The following is a 16,680-nucleotide window of genomic DNA, read 5'->3' as shown; positions in this document are numbered from 1 at the left end:
AAACTACGAGTATAAAAATGAGAAATATTTGGTTAACACAATTTATTTAAACTTTATTTTAATAAGAAATTTATAATTCCGAAAAATAAAAATAGTAATCCTATGAGTTTAATAAATGTGATTTTCTTCATTATAATACAGTTCTTTCATTGTTTAGATATGTATTTTTGTTATTGATTCTGTACTTGTTTGTAGTCAATTAGAATTTTGTTTACTTATTAAATTTTCTATTTGGTAAACCCCATAGCCCTCTCAATAAACCATGAATAATTGCAATTGGTAAAAAAATAATACCAGTTATCAGCATTCCTAATTCATAGAATAAAGAGCTTTTTTTGTAGGGTTGACCTTGAAGTCGAGACAAAAACGCACTAAATGGTATTCCGTAAATGTTTCCTGCTAACATTATTTGGACGGAAGAAAGAATAATTTTGGCTTTTTTTTGACCGTATTCCTTTACAATAGTATCATAAGCGTAACTTTTAGGAATTCCTCTTGCATCAGCAAAATGCTGGGCAAACATGATTGCTTTTGCCTCATTGGGTTTTGTGAATTCATTACCACCACTCAAAAAGGTATTAATTTCTTCATTACTCATACCTTGTTTTAAAGCCATTTGTGTATGCTGATATGAACAAGCTGCACATCCGTTTACTTCGGTTACAGCTAATTGCAGGCGTTTTATAAATTTTTCATCAACTAAGTTATTTTTCTTATTTCTCACTAATTCAATTATCGCTCTTGGTATGAAAATAAGAGAAAGATATAATTCTCTTAGGCTGAATTTTCTTTTGAATTCATCTCTCTTTATGACTGATTCTGCCAGACTAGCTTTTTTTGTTGTTTGCATAATTTTAGTTTTAAACTCATCAAGAATAAGAGTTTAGTTGAGCTTAAGGTAGTAAATTTTCAATGCTAAGTATAAATTTGGATATTAAAAGACTTAATTAAATGCTGAAGAGCGTCTCAAATTCTTAAAACTGTAGTTAAAACATGATTGATTAAGATTATTAAAACGTTGTGCACAAGCTGAAAAAAATCCTATATTTATTTCTCTTTTAATGTCAGTTATCTATCTGACCCAATCTCAGTGAATATAATCCAAACCAGAAAATACTAACGAACAAAAGGAATCTGCTTTGAAATGGATAATTCCAAGATGAATATGATTAAAGAAATTACGCAAGAACTGAATTGCGGAAATGACAGCTAATACAACTTTAAAACTGACAAAATTATAGCAGTTTCGAATTTTTTACTTACTTATCAGACAATCAGCTGCATTTATTTTAATTATTTCCTTTTAATTTTTTTTTGGTGTGTTATCTGTAAACTTGATGTTTTCTATCTTTGCTGTATATTCTTTTCTCTCTGTATTTTCTAATTTCTTCCCATCTTTCAGGATCAACTTTTTGCCAATACCTTCTGTAAAACTTTGTTTTATTTGGTTTATTTGCTCTAATCATTTTCGAAAAATAATCTATCAGTTTAGCTTTATATATGGAGTTTTTAGATAGTAAATCATTGTTATTCATATCAAACACCATAACTGAGGCATAAATTGTTTCTCTGTTTTCAACAGCATTTGCTGCAACTTTAAATTGAGTTGTATCATTATCAAAAAGCTTAACATTATTCCACTGCAATATTGTTTTATTTGCATCATTCTTGAAAGCACGGGTTTTGGATATGACTTCACGAATTATTTGCATAATAAAGTTAACAAAAAAACTAATAAAATAAAACGTAAGTTTATGAAGCTCAAAAGTATAGATACGGCAAAAGCTTAACCTATTTAATTTTTAAAATTTAATTCAGGCGATTTCTTACTTTTTATTCTCAATTAATTTGATTTTTTTAGTTTTCCAATTGAGAATAAACTTTTTATTAAAATTCTTTATAGGTTTTGAGAATCTCAGATTTTTGATATCCCCCAACTTTAAGAAAGTAATCGCCTTCAGGTTTTATGATCATAAAACCTGAAGGCGATTATTATGGAAAAATAGTTTTAAACATTTTGAAATAAACAATAATTGATTGAAAAAATAATACTGTTTTTATATTTTGTTCTTACAGTTAGGAACAATTAGCATTGTAGAATTCAACCAACTCTTTTGTTTTTTTTCGTTTAAATTTCTTTTTGATTTTTTTCACTGTTAAGGGGCAATCTTGAAAATACTCTAAGGCTTTGGATTTAAACCCTTTAAAATTGATAACACTATTATTCCCTAGTTTTGTCGCTATTGGTTCATTTTCTCTCATTGCATAGTAAGATGTTACAGCGCCTGGAGAGCCGCCAACAGAGCCATAATAATGAGTTGATGATAAACTTTCATATAAGTTGCATTTTCCAGAAGCGATTAACTTCATCATTGAGCCGTTGCGCTCACTTATTTTTACATATTGCTTTGTGATTTTTTGTGTTTCTTTTTTATTTTGAATCTCATATTCCACCTTATCTAATTGATTATAAGGTAATTTCAGATTTTCTTTATTTTCAAAAACTAATTTTAAGTATTTCGCTTTACTCGAATATCTTTTAACTTTCAAGATGGTTCCATCCTTTTTAGTTACTGTAATGCTTTCGTTTTGTCCGAATGATAATGATACTGTTAAGAGTAAAATTAGGAAGATTTTTGTTTTCATGTTTTTTCAATTTTAATAATTGGAATATTTAAATTTAAGCTGAATTGTAAGTTTGTTATTTTTGATTCGGGTACAATCTCAAGGACACCGTATTTTAATTGGGTTGATATAACGAAATCTTTATAAAATCTGTAACCTAATGATAAATAAGCTTTTAAGTCAAAATCATTGATGTTTTCTATCTGTTCAGATTTCAATATTAAAGACGGTGTAAACCCAAAACCATAAACTAATTTTGAAGGGACTGCGGAATTATAATTAGAAACACCTAAATCGAAATCAACATAATCATAAATGAAATCTTTTTTGTCTTGAAAGCCATATCGACTATAATGAGGTGTGAAATCAAGATGTAGAAAATCTGAACCAACATCGATGAAGGCATAAATACCAATCTGAAATCCATCAAGACCTTTAAACCGTTTAACGCCTTCTTCTATGGTAATTTGATCACCATCAAAGTTAACTTGATTATCTGGCTTTGAAGGCATTGATTTGGTATAGCCTGCTTTAATTCCAAAAAAATGATTTTGAGCTTGACTATTAACAATAAAAACTAATGTTAAGATTGAGAAAAATATAATTTTTGTATGCATAACTGATATTTAAAAAAGTCTCTTACATAATAAATGAAAGAGAGTTTAATAATGTTTTAATTAATTATAATGAATAAAGAAGCCCAACGTTAAAACTACTTCTTCCGTTTCTAATTGTACTTCCTTCATTTTCTTCAAAAATATCAGTCAAACCTGCTTGTCCATCATATTCAACATATAGTTTGATACTTTCATTAATTTCAAACTTGTAACCAATACCGTAAGCTAAACCAAAGTCATTGCTTTTAAACCCATCTTTAAAATCTATTCCTAATTCTGAATCTTCAGCTTTAACTAAAAAACCAACATAAGGACCAAAGTTTAAGTACCAATTTCTGTTTTTACCAAAATGCCAGTTTGCCATAATTGGAAGAGTGACATAATCTACTTTAAAATCGGTTGTCAAACTAATCATATTTTCATCAGTGATGAAACCGTCAGACCAACCTTTTCTGTCGTAAATCAATTTTGCTTTGACTCCCCATCTGTCTGAAAAATAATATTCTCCAGATGCGCCTGCATTGAATGAAATTAAGGATGATGCGTTGTCTTGGTTATCAATAGTAGAAACATTTGAGATGTTTAATCCCACGCCAAATCCTAATTCAAAGTCACCTTTGTCTTGGGCGTTAGAGCTGAAAATTCCGATTAAAGAAAGCGCGGTAATTAGTAAAGTTTTTTTCATGTGAAAATTTTGATTATGATTTAAATTTTCACCAAATATATGTTATTTTAAGAAATAATTAAGAATCTGATTTTGATAAAATCTACTTAGAATGATGAGTAATCTTATAAATTTTCATCTTTTTCTAGAAGAGACTTTATGGGGTGATCATAATATTCTTGGTAGCCTCTATAAAATTTGCCGTTGGGTTTAATAATGAAAAAAGCTTGACAAAGTTTATGTTCTGTAAAAACATAATTATGAAAAAAACCAGAATCCAACTGATATTCAGGCTTGCGTTCATAAATATCTTTATAAAAAGTTTCTTGAGCATAAACTAAAAAATTAAGCGCATCATTATCTGATGTTATTTGATTTGTGGTTTTAATTAACAAGTCAACAGACTCTTCAAAACTTTCTTTTCCGAAATGTAGACCATGACAGTGAGATGATTTTTGATTATAATTAATGAGAATAGATTTATGAAGTGGAATTTCAGTTTGTAACTCGATTTGCAATTTTTCTATTAATGCCACATACTCACTTTTGCTTAGGGTTCCTTCATAGAGTTTTATGTTTTTTCTAAGATCATGATTGAAAAGTGGATTAACTTTTTTACCGTCAACTTTTATTTTTGTAGAAGAACATGAAGCGATCATGATGATTGTGAATAGATATATTATTCTTAAAGTAATTTTTTTCATATTTTTTAATTAAAATTGATTATTTTATTAAACTAGAAGTTATTAATCTTCTTTCATTTCTATAATGCGTATCGCTATGCCTTCAAGATGTTCTCCGTGTCTTTTATAAAATTTTCCATTTGGTTTAATGATCATAAAAGCTTGACAGACTTTATGGTCTGTAAAAACATTGTCATAGAAAAAACCAGTATCTAAATAATACTCAGCTTTTCGCTCAAATATGTCATTATAAAACATGTCTTTATGATAAATCAAAAGATTAACCGCATCATTGTGAGATGTAAAATTATTAGTGATTCTAATAATATTGCCAATAACATCTTCAAAATTTTCCTTATCCATTTGCATCAGATGACAATTTGGTGCCTTTTGACTGTAATGGATGTGTATAGTTTTACCATTTGGAATTTCTACATTTAATTCTTTTTCAAATTTTTTCTTTAGACTTCGGAATTCATTTTTGCTAAGCTGACCTTCATAAGCTATCATGTTTTCTGCATATTCAGAATTAAAAGCTGCATTAATCTCCATGTCTCCATGCACTACTTTTTTTGAGGAGCATGAAGCTAAAAAGATAAATATAACGGAGTAAAAAAGTGAATTGATGATATTTTTCATAAAGGGAATAACTTAAGATTTAAAAAACTTTTCAGATTCACTCCATACAGTTTGTTTGCCATGTTCACCCAAAAAGTAAAAGTATTCTCCATTTGGCTTTATTAAAATGAAGTTTCCGTACTGAATTTCATATGGAAAAAACAATTTATTGAACAAATTGTTTTTATCTTTAATCCAATTGATCTTTTTATTTCTGTAGTATTCAAGATTATCGTTTTCAGGTGTATGAATAAAAAACTGATTGATATTTGCAATTTTATGAAGTTTCTTGATGTAATTTCTATCTAAAATATTCCAATTTGATTTGGAGTTACTGAAGTTACTTACTTCATCTTTGCTTGGATATAATGTCAAATAATTGATGACAAGGTTCTCAGTTGGGTCAATCTTTTTTTGACTGATTTCTGTGAGATAAGATTTTAAATGATTAAAAGTTTTTTTGTTGAGTTTTCCAAACCTTTTTCTTGTGACTAAAATACCTATTTGAGATGTATCGTTTTCAAAATATACATCCAAATTTTCTTTGTCATTTTTAGCTTTTCTGAATTCATCTTGAGTGATGTTTTTCCCATTTTCATTGTAATAAACCAATGCTTTTTCTTGCGCATTCAACATACATGTGAAAAGAATAAAAATAATAGTAAATCTCATTTATGATATTTTTATGAAATATATAACAATTTACCATAAATCTTATTTTAAAAACCTAAAATTAATACAGAATATCTTTTTAATAATAAACTTTAATGTTTCCTGTTTTTTTATGAAACTGCATAAACTTTCTCATTCTTACAGGTGTTTCTGTATTTTTGAGATAAGTTACTTCCCATTTTTTAAGTAGTTTAACGACTTTTAAAATATCTTTTTCAAAATCTGTTTGAGCTTCTCTGTACTCAATATTTAGGGGTTTATTCAAATTAAAAATTGTATCAATGATTACTTCATTCTCAGATTTTACATGTTTCTGAGAGAAAAAATTTGCTGACATGAGATTTCCGTTTTTGTCAATATCAACAACTACATCGACTCTGTTTTCTCGATATTCTTCTCCATAATCTTTTATTTTAATTTTCCTTAATAGAGAGTCAATATTTTTTAGAGGTTGAACATAGCTAAATTCTCCATCTAAAAATGTGAATGTATATTTATTAATATCAAAATCGTTTGCATGATTTAGTATTTCTTGTTCACGTTTTGGTATCGACCTGTGATGTATAGGTTTAGAGTTGGAGCAAATATTACTGAACCCTAATTGATTTTTCCCTTTGTAAGCATAGACCAACCATTTTTGATTTTTACTTACAGACCAATCGCAGGATGTGTAAACACCAAGGTATTTCCCTTCAGATCTAAGAGTAAATTTTAATTCTTTTGGTTTTTCACCATTTTTGTAATGTTTTGAGATATCAAAAGTAATAGTGTAACTCAATGAATCCTGTGTGTAAACTTTAGAGATAATTTCACCTTCGAAAACGTACTCTGAATTTTGAAATTCAAGTATTGGCTTGGGAACATCACAATCACAGGCATTCATTTCCATAAATGGAAAAATAATGAAGAGTAGAAACTCAAGCTTTCTCATATTAATCAAATTAATGTTTTATTGTAATTAAGGTTGAATGATTAATATGATCTTCAAGAGTTATACCATACTGAAATCTAATTTAGATGATTAATTATGTTTTCCGTATTCGTTAAAATGTCAAATCATTTTACACTATTTATATAAAAGATTATCGATTTTTTTTCATCTCTTTTTGATATTCTTGAGCGAGTTCAGTTTTTTGAGATTCCGTAAAAACTTTACCTGCTAATTGAAAAAAGCTATGTTCTTCATCTTCTAAATGATGCTCAACCTTATCGCATAATTGTTTGGCATAAGTCAGCCAAGCCGGAGAATCCATATCTGTATCATCAATTTTTTCGATGAGTTCGTCCATTTCATGATGCTCAGCAATGCCGTGGCGGGCGTGTTCTTGCATCATGTCGTTATCGATTAAGGGCGAATAAAAAGCGCGCTCCTCAGCATTAGCATGGATTTGTAATTCGTGTTTTAAATTTTTCCAATATTGCTTTCTTTCACTTGTATCGCCTGATGTTGTAGTGACTTGTTTACAAAGTTCACGTTGTATATCATGGTCTTTTCTTATTGCTTCAAAAATATTCATATTCTTGTATATTTAAAATTAATTGATATAATTAAAATTAAATAAACCTATAGATATGTGGTAGAGTTGATGGTAATAATCATTGATTGATATAGTAATTTAAAACAATTCTAAGGTTGGAGTTTTAAATATTAGTTTTCCGTGATTTTAAAAGCAATTTGGCTTACGCGTTTAGTAATTTTATTTTCAATAGCTTCCTCACGAATCATTTTTTGAGCTGATTCTGAATGAAAAACTTGCTCTAAGTTTTTAATCATTGCACAAGGAACGGATCGTTTTTCCATATCTTTTAAAATGTCATCAGAGTTTTTCTCAATAACTTGAGATTGAATTAAGCGCTCTAATTCTGTTCTGTTTTTGATGCGATTCTGAACATGAGAAAATCTTTCATCTTCAGCTAAGTGAGATAAACCTATATAATGAACTAGTTTTTTAAAATGCAAGTTACTTCCAATTGCAAAAATAATTCTCTGATTGTCTTTTGTCTGAAATATTTCACCATAAGGAGCAATATTAGGATGTAATGAGCCTTGAGGTTTTGGAATAAAAGCTTGCATTAAATAATTCGAAGCTTGATTGGTTAAAGCCGAAATTGCAGCATCGTAAAGCGAGACATTAATGACTTGTCCTGTTTTTTGATCTTGCTGTGATTGATTTAATAAAGCTAACAAAATGCCTTCCTTTAATTGATGGGCCGCCATGACATCAATCAAAGCCACTGGCATTTTTACCGGGCCACTTTCTGGCGTTCCATTCATCGACATGAAACCAGTATCAGCTTGTAAAATCAAATCATAAGCCACGCGAGAAGATTTTTCTCCATAGCCTGAAATTTTACCGATAATGATTGCAGGATTAATTTTTAATAAAGCCTCATCAGTGATTTTTAGTTTTTCTTGACTTGAAGTTTTAAAATTCATCAACAAAACATCAGCTTCTTCTACCATTTCAAATAATTCCTGTCTGTCTTTTTCTTTTGAAAAATCTAAAAATAAATACTTCTTTTTATAATTAATGCTTGAGAAATAAGCACTGATTGATGAATCTTGTTTTTCTGAGGTCAGTTTCCAAGACCTTGTCACATCTTGATGAATTGGATGTTCAATTTTAGTCACATCTGCGCCAAGTTCAGCAAAAAATGTTCCTACAGATGGACCCGCCAAAACAGTTGATAAATCAATGACTTTGAGATTTGATAATGAGTTTTTATACATGTTTTTTAAGGAAATGTGATTCAATATACATTCTTTAAATTACTCTTTCTCGAAGTATGAATCTATCAGCGATGAAGCTTTTTCTTTATCTGATTCATCAACTCGGATCTCGATATAACCAAATAAACCTGCGTAAGATCTGTCGGTTTTATCAATATACTGAAGTTCAATACCTTCCTCTTCGAGAAGGTGCTTAATTCCCATAGCTTCGATCTTTGATTGCGTTGTAAAAACTTTTTCTAACATGAGTTTTGATTTGTTTATAATTTACGAATTTAAAAATGAAAATTCGATGTATAATTTATAAAACAATTCCAGCGATTATTCTTTCTGAATCATGAACGATTAAAAGAATCTAAATGTTGAGCTTTATAGCTTGAAACTTTTTTCATGAACTTATGAATTCTCGGGATATTTGCTTTAACTTTTATAAAGTAATGATCACGATAAATAGAGTATTTCTCTGCTTTCCCTTTGTATAAGTTGAGTTTATAATAAGGAATAACGAGAGCGTAAGTTTCTAAAATAGATCTAAAAATCACAATAATTCCTTTTGGTCTTATCTCGATACCACAAGTGTTGAGGTAACTATCTAGGATGAGTAAATTATGGATTTCAATACTTGTGCTGGTGATAAATAACTTGCCAGAACCTATTCCTTTCATTTTAATACGCTCCATAAAACTAAAAGCAGGGCCGACTTCTTCGTCAATCTTTGCTTTTATTTTGGGTCTGTTGTAAGAAACGTTGAGTAGCATATTCAGTAAATGATAATTCAAGTTTAAAACTATTTAAATCTCATTATAGTTAGTCTAAAAAACATGAATTTTTAAGATTATTTTACTAAACTTTCACAGATGATCGATTAGAGAAATTACATTATGTTTATGAAGTGGCTAACTCAGTATTATCTTTTTATCTGTCTATATTTGCAAACTCTTTGGTTTGGATTTATCTTTTTTACAAAAGCTAAATTTTATTCTCAAAGAGCTTTATCATCAACATCTTTCTAAGCTTTAAAATATAATTTTTGATGTTGATAAAATTAATGAAGAATGAAAAATAATATTCTATTTATATTCTTTAAGTTTCACTTGTGTTTTATCAGCACAAGAGCAGAAAGTTTCTGTCAAAAAAAGAATCATTTTTATAGGAAATGCAGGTGAGAAGTCAAAAATTCAATCTGCGATTATTTCTGATGCAGCTCAACAAATTATTCCAAATCAATCTATAACAGTTTATTTAGGAAACAATATTTATCCTGATGGAATGTCACTGAAAGAAAGTGATCGGAAAGAAAAACATAAAGCAATTTTAGAGTCTCAATACCAACCTATGCGAGATCATGACGCTGAAGTTTTTTCCTTCCTGGTCAACGCGATTGGGATAATGCTGGTGTCAAAGGTTTTGAAAAACTCAAAGAACAATCGGCTATCATTGCAGCGCAAAATGATCCACTTTTAAAAATGTTGCCGGCAAATGCTTGTCCAGGGCCAAGTGTCACGAATATTTCTGATGATCTAGTGATGCTGAGTTTAGATAGCCAATGGTGGTTACACCAATTTGTTAAAAACTCTGGAGATGGAAATTGCAATAATCTTAATACGAAAGATATAGAAAATGCTTTAAGGGAAAAATTAGTCGACAATATGGATAAAACCATTTTGGTAGTGACGCATCATCCTTTTGAAAGTTATGGAAATTTTGGAGGGAAATTTTCTTGGAAGGACCATGTTTTCCCTTTAACAGCTTTACATCCAAATTTTTATTTACCACTTCCAGGAGTTGGGAGTTTATATCCTTTATCAAAAAAAGCTTTTCCTAATCGTGAAGATTTAGATCATCCATGGTATCAAGAAATGAAACGCATGATTTCTAAAGTTTTTAGAGGTTTTCCTAATGTGATTCAGGTATCATCACATGAAAATGGTTTGCAACATATCAATCATCCAGAAAACTATATTTCACATCAAATTGTAACTGGCATTGGTCAAAAACCCGCTTATGTTACAAACGGAGTTTATAGCAAATTTAGTTCTTCAACACCAGGTTATGTGGTTGCAGATTGGATGACTGACAAAAGTTTGCAATTCAAATTTTATGCTTTTAATAATGATGAAATTAGTGAAGTTTATCATTTTAAAAAATCTTATAAAGATTTTAAAGAGTGGGAGAGTCCTGTTTATAAACCTTTAAAAAAGGATAGCATCATTACGTCGATACAACCAAAATATATTAAAAAGGACAAGCTTTGGCGCGCTTTAGTTGGCGAAAATTATCGTGATGCATGGGCTGAACCAGTTAAATTACCTGTGTTACAAATTTCAGAACTTAATAGCGGATTAAAAGTCAGAAAAGTAGGTGGTGGACATCAAACTAAATCTTTGAGATTAAAAGATTCTACTGGCGTTCAATATGTTTTGCGTAGTGTTGAAAAAACACCAGATCGCGTTATTCCTGAGAGATTTTACAGTCCTTTCACACGTGATATTGTTTCAGACTTTTATAGTTCTCAACATCCATATTCAGCTTTAGCAGTGCCTCCAATCGCTGAAGCGGCTGGCGTTCCGCACACAAATCCTGTGATTGGTTATGTGGCACCAGACAAAGAACTTGGTATTTATCAAGAACTTTTTGCGGGTGAAGTTAATTTATTTGAGCAGTGGGAGCCGCTTCGTCCAACTGACAATTATACTAAAGGACTTGATAAACTTGTGCATGATAATGACAATACTTTTGATGCTGATAATTTTCTGAAAGCACGCTTAGTTGATTTGATTATTGGTGATTGGGATCGCCATTATGATCAATGGCGTTTTCACGATAGAAGCGGAGATAAAAACATAAAGACTATTTGATTGTCCCTAGAGATCGCGATATGGCAATGAATGTCACGCATGGTTTGTTGGTCAGTTTTGGGAAATATTTCTTTCTAAAACCTCATGTTTATGGTTTTAAAGGAAATCTGAAAGGACAAATTAATCAGTATTTATATAAATCAGATTTCTTAAACGCTCATCCTTCTAATCAAATGAATTATGAGCATTATAAAAATATTGTTGAAGAGGTACAAAAATCAGTCACTGACTCAGTATTGACAGCTGCAGTTAATGCGATGCCAAAAGAATTAGACGCAGAACTACAAGAGAAAACGTTTCAAGATCTAAAAATACGCCGTGATCAACTTTCCGAAGCAATGGATACTTATTATAATTTTAGTAACAGAATTGTTGATATACGTGGAACAAATAGCAAAGAATTTGTTTCTATAAAAAGTCTGGACGAGAGAGATGCGCTTCATGTTGAAATGCGAAAAATCAACAAACATGGTAAGATTAGACATCAGCTAATGTCTAAAACTTATCCAAAGTCAACAACTAAAGAAATCAGACTTTATTTAGAAGGTGACAGAGATAGTGTGGTGATTGATAACAAAAATTCGACTATCAAACTTAGAATTATTGGAGGTGAATCAAAAGATGATCGCCATAAATCTTATGTTGTCAAAAACAGTAAAAAGAAAGTCCGTATTTATGATTACGAAACCGAAAATTATGAAGGTTTAACCAATAGACTTAAAATCAAAACCTCAAAAGATTCAACACATACAGCATTTAAACCTGTCAATTTATATCACGATTGGATTCCAGCTGCAACTGCTGGTTATAATAGGGATAATGGACTGATATTTGGACTCGGCGTTAAGTTTATTCAACAAGCTGGTTTCAGAAAAGAACCTTACACAGCGATGCATAAGCTTATGCTGAGCTATGCATTTTCTACTAAAGCTTATGGAATTCAATATAATGCTGAATGGATAGATTTGTTTGGAAAAGCCAACTTTTTAATAGATACCGATGTGAGAGCTCCTGAAAATACGGATAACTTTTTTGGGATTGGAAACACCGTTGCTTATGATAAAAACCATCATTATTTTAAAGCAAACTATAATTTATATAAGCTGAAAACATCTTTAAAATGGGAGACTCACCTGGGTGGAAGCTTTAGTTTTGGTCCTGCTTTTCAATATTATCACTACAATCCTAATAAAAATAATGATCGCTTTATTGAAGATGGCGTCATCAATTACACTTATGATCGTGATATTATTGATCAAGATAAATATCACATTGGCTTAGTTGCTGATTATGAAATAGATAAGCGAAATGACGATTTGTTGCCAACAAAAGGAATTTATTTACACTCGGAGCTTTCAGGTTGGAAGGGAGTTAATTCATATTCTAAAGATTATTTAAAGTTTAAAGGCGAGTTTTCTTTTCATAAAAATCTTAATGCGAGTGAAACTTTGGTTCTGTCAAACCGAATTGGAGGTGAAATAACAGCTGGTGACCCTACTTTTTATCAGCATGCTTATTTAGGAGGTAAAGGAAATTTATTGGGGTACAGACAAAACAGATTTGCGGGTGAGCATTCAGTTTATAACAACCTTGAAATGCGACTTGCAATTGCCGATTTTGGGAACTTGTTTTTTAAAGGTCAACTCGGCCTAACAGGTTTTTATGACATTGGTAGAGTTTGGGTTGATGGTGAGCAATCACACAAATGGCATGATGGTGTTGGCGGCGGAATTTATTTTGCGCCAGCATATTCATTATTATTAAATTTCCAAATGGGTTACGCAGATGAAGGTTGGTACCCTTATTTCTCACTTGGTTTACGTTTTTAGAAAGAAATTTTAATAAGATCCGATATCTATTTTAAGCTTGATGTTGTTTGTTAATTTTTTTCCATCAAACGTCATGATTTCAAAATTGAATTGATAAACATCTTGAGCGAAATTAGCATTTTCAATAAATTTTTCTCCAAAAACAATTGACGAATAACCATCAGCAACTAAGTGGAATATATCATCAATATTAATTAGGTTTGTTCCACTTTCAATGCGTTGACCATTGTAGGTAAAGGCTTTATTTGATGTGACTTTAAAGCTGTCTTTGATCAATTCATTTCGGTAAGTATCTCTCATTCCAAAACATGATTCCGCAACAGCAGTTGGCAATAAATTAATTTGAAAATTTGTGTCGGTGACTAAAAGTTCATAAATAACATCTATGCTAAATGCACCTTTTATGAGTCCGATTTCATCTTCTTAATAAATGCGATTTGTCATAAAATCATTTGAAGTGATACGACCGCTTTCCATTATTTGATAATTATATACATCGCAACACGAGTAGGCGAGGACAGATACGATTATAAAAGTCAAATAAATTTTAAAAGTGTTTTTAGCTTTTTTCATTATTAGATTTTGGAAGTATAATTTAAGTAATTAATAAATTTAGTCTAAAAAAAAAGCCTATTAATTAAAATAGGCTTTTCCTGAATATATGTTTTCAATTGTGATTAAACAACTTTGACATTTACTGCATTTAATCCTTTTCTTCCTTCTTCTACATCGTAGCTTACTTTGTCACCTTCATCAATGTCATCAATAAGACCATTTGCATGTACAAATACATCTTTGCTGCCATCTTCTGGGGTAATAAATCCAAATCCTTTAGAATTATTGAAGAATTTTACTGTTCCGTTACTCATAATAAAGTTTATAAAATATTAATTAAAGTAGAAAAGTAATGAATCAAAAGAGAAATAACTAATTTTTTATTAAAAAATATGATTTTAATTGCATTGAGATTTTTTAATCATTTTTGACAATATTAATTTTGCCATTGTCTAAATCGTAAACCGCACCTATTATTTTGATCTTAGTATCTTTTTCTAAACCACTAATAATAGAGCTCTTTTCTTTTATGTCAGCAATGGTTTTTTAACGTAATTTTTGATAACATCAACAAAATAATCTTTGTTTTTTCATCTCTAATACCTTCAGTCATTTCAATTGATGGCTCAATCTCGTTTAATAAAGAAGTCATATTGATACTACCAACATCTACTTGTTGTATTGCTGATTTTACGGCTCTACAACTCTCGTGACCTAAAACCATTAATAATTTCGAATCTGCAGCAGCCGAGCCATAATTAACTGTCTATTGTTTTTCTCAATTTTGATTTTTTAATTTCATAATTACGAGTTAAGACAATGATTCATAGAGTTGATGAATGCGTTCTAAATCTTTTTCATTTTCGATAGCTTTTTGTGCATCATGATAAAGAAGTTCAGCTTCAGTTTTTAATGTCTTGTGATAATCTTCCACATATTTTTCTTGTAATAGTAAATACTTCAGCATAATGAAGAGTTTTTGAACACATGTCATATCATGTTTACAATAAGTTCTGTAAGAAACCATAACTTGATAAATCAGTTCTTTAAAATTAACAGTTGTTACAAATATCAAAGCTTCATCATCTTCGGATGTCACTATAGTTTGATCATTTTTCTGAAGTCTTTTAGCTAATAATTCAGTGAGATAATCAATTGTGCTTATGGCTGTGCCAGGATCGTTAATGCCAGGCGACATCGCTTTAATGCCGATTTCAGTAATTTGCTTAAATGCGAGAACGTAATTATCTTCAACAAATTCGCCTCTGGCAAAATTAAAATTTGACAGAATTTTTTTGACAAGCTCATCATCTACTTGTTGACTAACCTTTATGATCGGAATGTCTTTCAGTATAAATTCTCCTTGTACAACGAGAATTTTAATTTGTATCTCATTTTCTTGACAGATATTTACTAAATTATTGATTGCTATGTTTTGAAAATAACCAGTTTTAGAACTGTGATAGGTTTTCCAATCTGAAGTATCAGGAAAAGATGGCGTTTTATCGGTCTCTTCATTTATTAAAACATCTAAACGTTGATTGGCTTTTCTGTAAATGCTTTCTAAAATATTATTCGCCTGAATAGATTGAGATATAGAATGTATAAAATACAAAAAAGAACCCAAGCAAATAACTGTAAAAATTATTCCTATAAGTACAGAAAAACCTGGTAATTGATATTTTTCAGTGTCTTTTGGGTCTATACCAACTAAAGTAAAAACGTTGTATAAAATTGTGGCCAGATATGCACCTAAAACATATTGATGATTTTTATTTGAAATCAAATCAGGTAACACACGAGGTGAGTAATTACTGGAAGCTTGATTAAGTAAAACCATGACCATTGAAAAGCTGAAAACCATGATAGATATAATACCAGCAGTCAAGATGTTGAGCAGTGTTTTTGCTGTATCAGCGTTGTCAATTACTAATTGAGGGACGCGTGCAGAAACGTAAGCTGAAACTCCGATTTTTTCTAAATACAACATCAGCATTGCAAAGGCAAAACCTCCAACACCAAATAGAGTTGGGTAAAAAGCAATTTTACCTTTAATTGTGATAATAAAACTCAGAAACTTATTGTAAATGGATTTCATAGAAATACTTGAGCTTACAATTTATGGTTTTTTGAGATAACTAATCACTTAATTTAAATCAAAAAAACACCAACTTTTAATAAAATAATTTACAAAGTTGGTATTTGGATACGCTAAAAATATAAACTAATTCACTTTGAATCCAACGGCAATATAAGGCATTCCGTAGTTTGGAACTGGCCCCCCTAAACCGTAAAAGTTAGATTCAATAAATTCGATGTTCCCTTGAACTTCAGGAAAAGGATTAGAGAAATCTGTTTTTTGAAAAATTTGTCCGATTGTTTCAGGTAAACTTGCGTTACTATTGATGGTTCTTCTTACTAAAATAACATCACCAGTATTAACTGTAATAGGAGTAATAGCTTGATAATCAATCTGTTTTTGTGAAAAAGAGTGAACGCCTGAATAAGAGTCATTTGTTGTTTCATTAGTCACTTCCATGGTGTAATCTCCAGTATAAACAGCTGGATTTTTGTAACCTATTGTACAAATTTCTCCGTTTGCATTTATTCTCATTTTGTACTCATGGGTTTGTAAATCCATGGTTTCAATAAATTGATAGTTGTTAGCTGGCGTAAATGTCGTGTTGATAATTGCATCAACATAAGTATCATCACAAAAGTTATTTGTGGCATCATCATCATTATCACATGATAAAGTTATTGCACTTAAGGCGAATAGAAATAAGATTTTTTTGAGTTTCATTTTATTAGGTTTTAATAGATTATGA

Annotated in this window: 19 protein-coding genes and 1 pseudogene; 2 read left to right on the top strand and 18 right to left on the bottom strand. The window is 30.2% G+C overall.

The window, feature by feature from the left end:
* Positions 1–211 precede the first annotated feature (211 nt).
* The 13 genes from BLV84_RS04485 to BLV84_RS04425 all read right to left on the bottom strand — a co-directional run bounded on the left by BLV84_RS04485 (position 212) and on the right by BLV84_RS04425 (position 9,368).
* A complete protein-coding gene (locus BLV84_RS04485; protein WP_093240377.1) occupies positions 212–850 on the bottom strand; it encodes a carboxymuconolactone decarboxylase family protein in 639 nt (212 codons plus the stop codon).
* 472 nt (positions 851–1,322) lie between these two features.
* On the bottom strand, positions 1,323–1,646 hold the full coding sequence (locus tag BLV84_RS04480; protein ID WP_143521322.1) for a hypothetical protein: 324 nt from the start codon (positions 1,644–1,646) through the stop codon (positions 1,323–1,325).
* 430 nt (positions 1,647–2,076) lie between these two features.
* Entirely contained in the window at positions 2,077–2,646 is a 570-nt protein-coding gene (locus BLV84_RS04475; RefSeq protein ID WP_093240367.1) for a hypothetical protein, read from the bottom strand.
* Positions 2,643–3,242, bottom strand: a complete 600-nt coding sequence (locus BLV84_RS04470; protein ID WP_093240361.1) for a hypothetical protein — start codon at positions 3,240–3,242, stop codon at positions 2,643–2,645. Before BLV84_RS04470 ends, BLV84_RS04475 begins: the two co-directional genes overlap by 4 nt.
* A 64-nt stretch (positions 3,243–3,306) precedes the next feature.
* The gene (locus tag BLV84_RS04465) at positions 3,307–3,927 is read right to left on the bottom strand and encodes a porin family protein (RefSeq protein ID WP_093240356.1); all 621 of its coding nucleotides are present in this window, start codon (positions 3,925–3,927) and stop codon (positions 3,307–3,309) included.
* 104 nt (positions 3,928–4,031) lie between these two features.
* A complete protein-coding gene (locus tag BLV84_RS04460) occupies positions 4,032–4,610 on the bottom strand; it encodes a hypothetical protein (protein WP_143521321.1) in 579 nt (192 codons plus the stop codon).
* A 42-nt stretch (positions 4,611–4,652) separates the two neighbouring features.
* The gene (locus tag BLV84_RS04455) at positions 4,653–5,228 is read right to left on the bottom strand and encodes a hypothetical protein (protein WP_093240347.1); all 576 of its coding nucleotides are present in this window, start codon (positions 5,226–5,228) and stop codon (positions 4,653–4,655) included.
* 12 nt (positions 5,229–5,240) lie between these two features.
* Positions 5,241–5,879 (bottom strand): hypothetical protein, encoded by a 639-nt coding sequence (locus BLV84_RS04450; protein WP_093240343.1) that lies wholly within the window; start codon positions 5,877–5,879, stop codon positions 5,241–5,243.
* 79 nt (positions 5,880–5,958) lie between these two features.
* On the bottom strand, positions 5,959–6,810 hold the full coding sequence (locus BLV84_RS04445) for a hypothetical protein (protein ID WP_143521320.1): 852 nt from the start codon (positions 6,808–6,810) through the stop codon (positions 5,959–5,961).
* A 151-nt stretch (positions 6,811–6,961) separates the two neighbouring features.
* The gene (locus BLV84_RS04440; protein ID WP_093240338.1) at positions 6,962–7,396 is read right to left on the bottom strand and encodes a hemerythrin domain-containing protein; all 435 of its coding nucleotides are present in this window, start codon (positions 7,394–7,396) and stop codon (positions 6,962–6,964) included.
* A gap of 131 nt (positions 7,397–7,527) precedes the next feature.
* Positions 7,528–8,610, bottom strand: coding sequence for a CaiB/BaiF CoA transferase family protein (locus BLV84_RS04435; protein WP_093240335.1), 1,083 nt, complete (start codon positions 8,608–8,610; stop codon positions 7,528–7,530).
* 39 nt (positions 8,611–8,649) lie between these two features.
* Positions 8,650–8,856: a putative signal transducing protein gene (locus tag BLV84_RS04430; protein WP_093240332.1), complete on the bottom strand. Its 207-nt coding sequence runs from the start codon at positions 8,854–8,856 to the stop codon at positions 8,650–8,652.
* An 89-nt stretch (positions 8,857–8,945) separates the two neighbouring features.
* Positions 8,946–9,368 carry a hypothetical protein gene (locus BLV84_RS04425; protein ID WP_093240330.1) on the bottom strand — a complete coding sequence of 141 codons (423 nt, stop codon included), beginning with the start codon at positions 9,366–9,368 and terminating at the stop codon, positions 8,946–8,948.
* 708 nt (positions 9,369–10,076) lie between these two features.
* On the opposite strand from BLV84_RS04425, the gene BLV84_RS04415 reads away from it, so the two are divergent.
* Complete coding sequence (locus BLV84_RS04415) at positions 10,077–11,468, top strand: hypothetical protein (protein ID WP_093240325.1); 1,392 nt, start codon at positions 10,077–10,079, stop codon at positions 11,466–11,468.
* A complete protein-coding gene (locus BLV84_RS04410; RefSeq protein WP_093240323.1) occupies positions 11,465–13,297 on the top strand; it encodes a BamA/TamA family outer membrane protein in 1,833 nt (610 codons plus the stop codon). Before BLV84_RS04415 ends, BLV84_RS04410 begins: the two co-directional genes overlap by 4 nt.
* A 9-nt stretch (positions 13,298–13,306) precedes the next feature.
* On the opposite strand, the gene BLV84_RS04405 is transcribed toward BLV84_RS04410, so the two are convergent.
* The 5 genes and pseudogenes from BLV84_RS04405 to BLV84_RS04385 all read right to left on the bottom strand — a co-directional run bounded on the left by BLV84_RS04405 (position 13,307) and on the right by BLV84_RS04385 (position 16,655).
* Complete coding sequence (locus tag BLV84_RS04405; protein WP_143521319.1) at positions 13,307–13,597, bottom strand: hypothetical protein; 291 nt, start codon at positions 13,595–13,597, stop codon at positions 13,307–13,309.
* A gap of 377 nt (positions 13,598–13,974) precedes the next feature.
* Positions 13,975–14,166, bottom strand: a complete 192-nt coding sequence (locus tag BLV84_RS04400; protein ID WP_093240315.1) for a cold-shock protein — start codon at positions 14,164–14,166, stop codon at positions 13,975–13,977.
* Positions 14,167–14,384: 218 nt separating this feature from the next.
* A pseudogene (locus BLV84_RS12680) lies at positions 14,385–14,603 on the bottom strand (carbonic anhydrase); the annotation flags it as partial.
* 60 nt (positions 14,604–14,663) lie between these two features.
* Complete coding sequence (locus BLV84_RS04390) at positions 14,664–15,950, bottom strand: DUF2254 domain-containing protein (protein WP_093240305.1); 1,287 nt, start codon at positions 15,948–15,950, stop codon at positions 14,664–14,666.
* 126 nt (positions 15,951–16,076) lie between these two features.
* Complete coding sequence (locus BLV84_RS04385) at positions 16,077–16,655, bottom strand: hypothetical protein (protein WP_093240300.1); 579 nt, start codon at positions 16,653–16,655, stop codon at positions 16,077–16,079.
* Positions 16,656–16,680: the final 25 nt, after the last annotated feature.

The sequence above is a fragment of the Psychroflexus halocasei genome, from assembly GCF_900107595.1.
GTDB classification, from domain to species: Bacteria; Bacteroidota; Bacteroidia; order Flavobacteriales; family Flavobacteriaceae; genus Psychroflexus; species Psychroflexus halocasei.
Note: the sequence above shows the minus strand (reverse complement) of the source record. Positions and strands in the feature narration are given on the sequence as shown.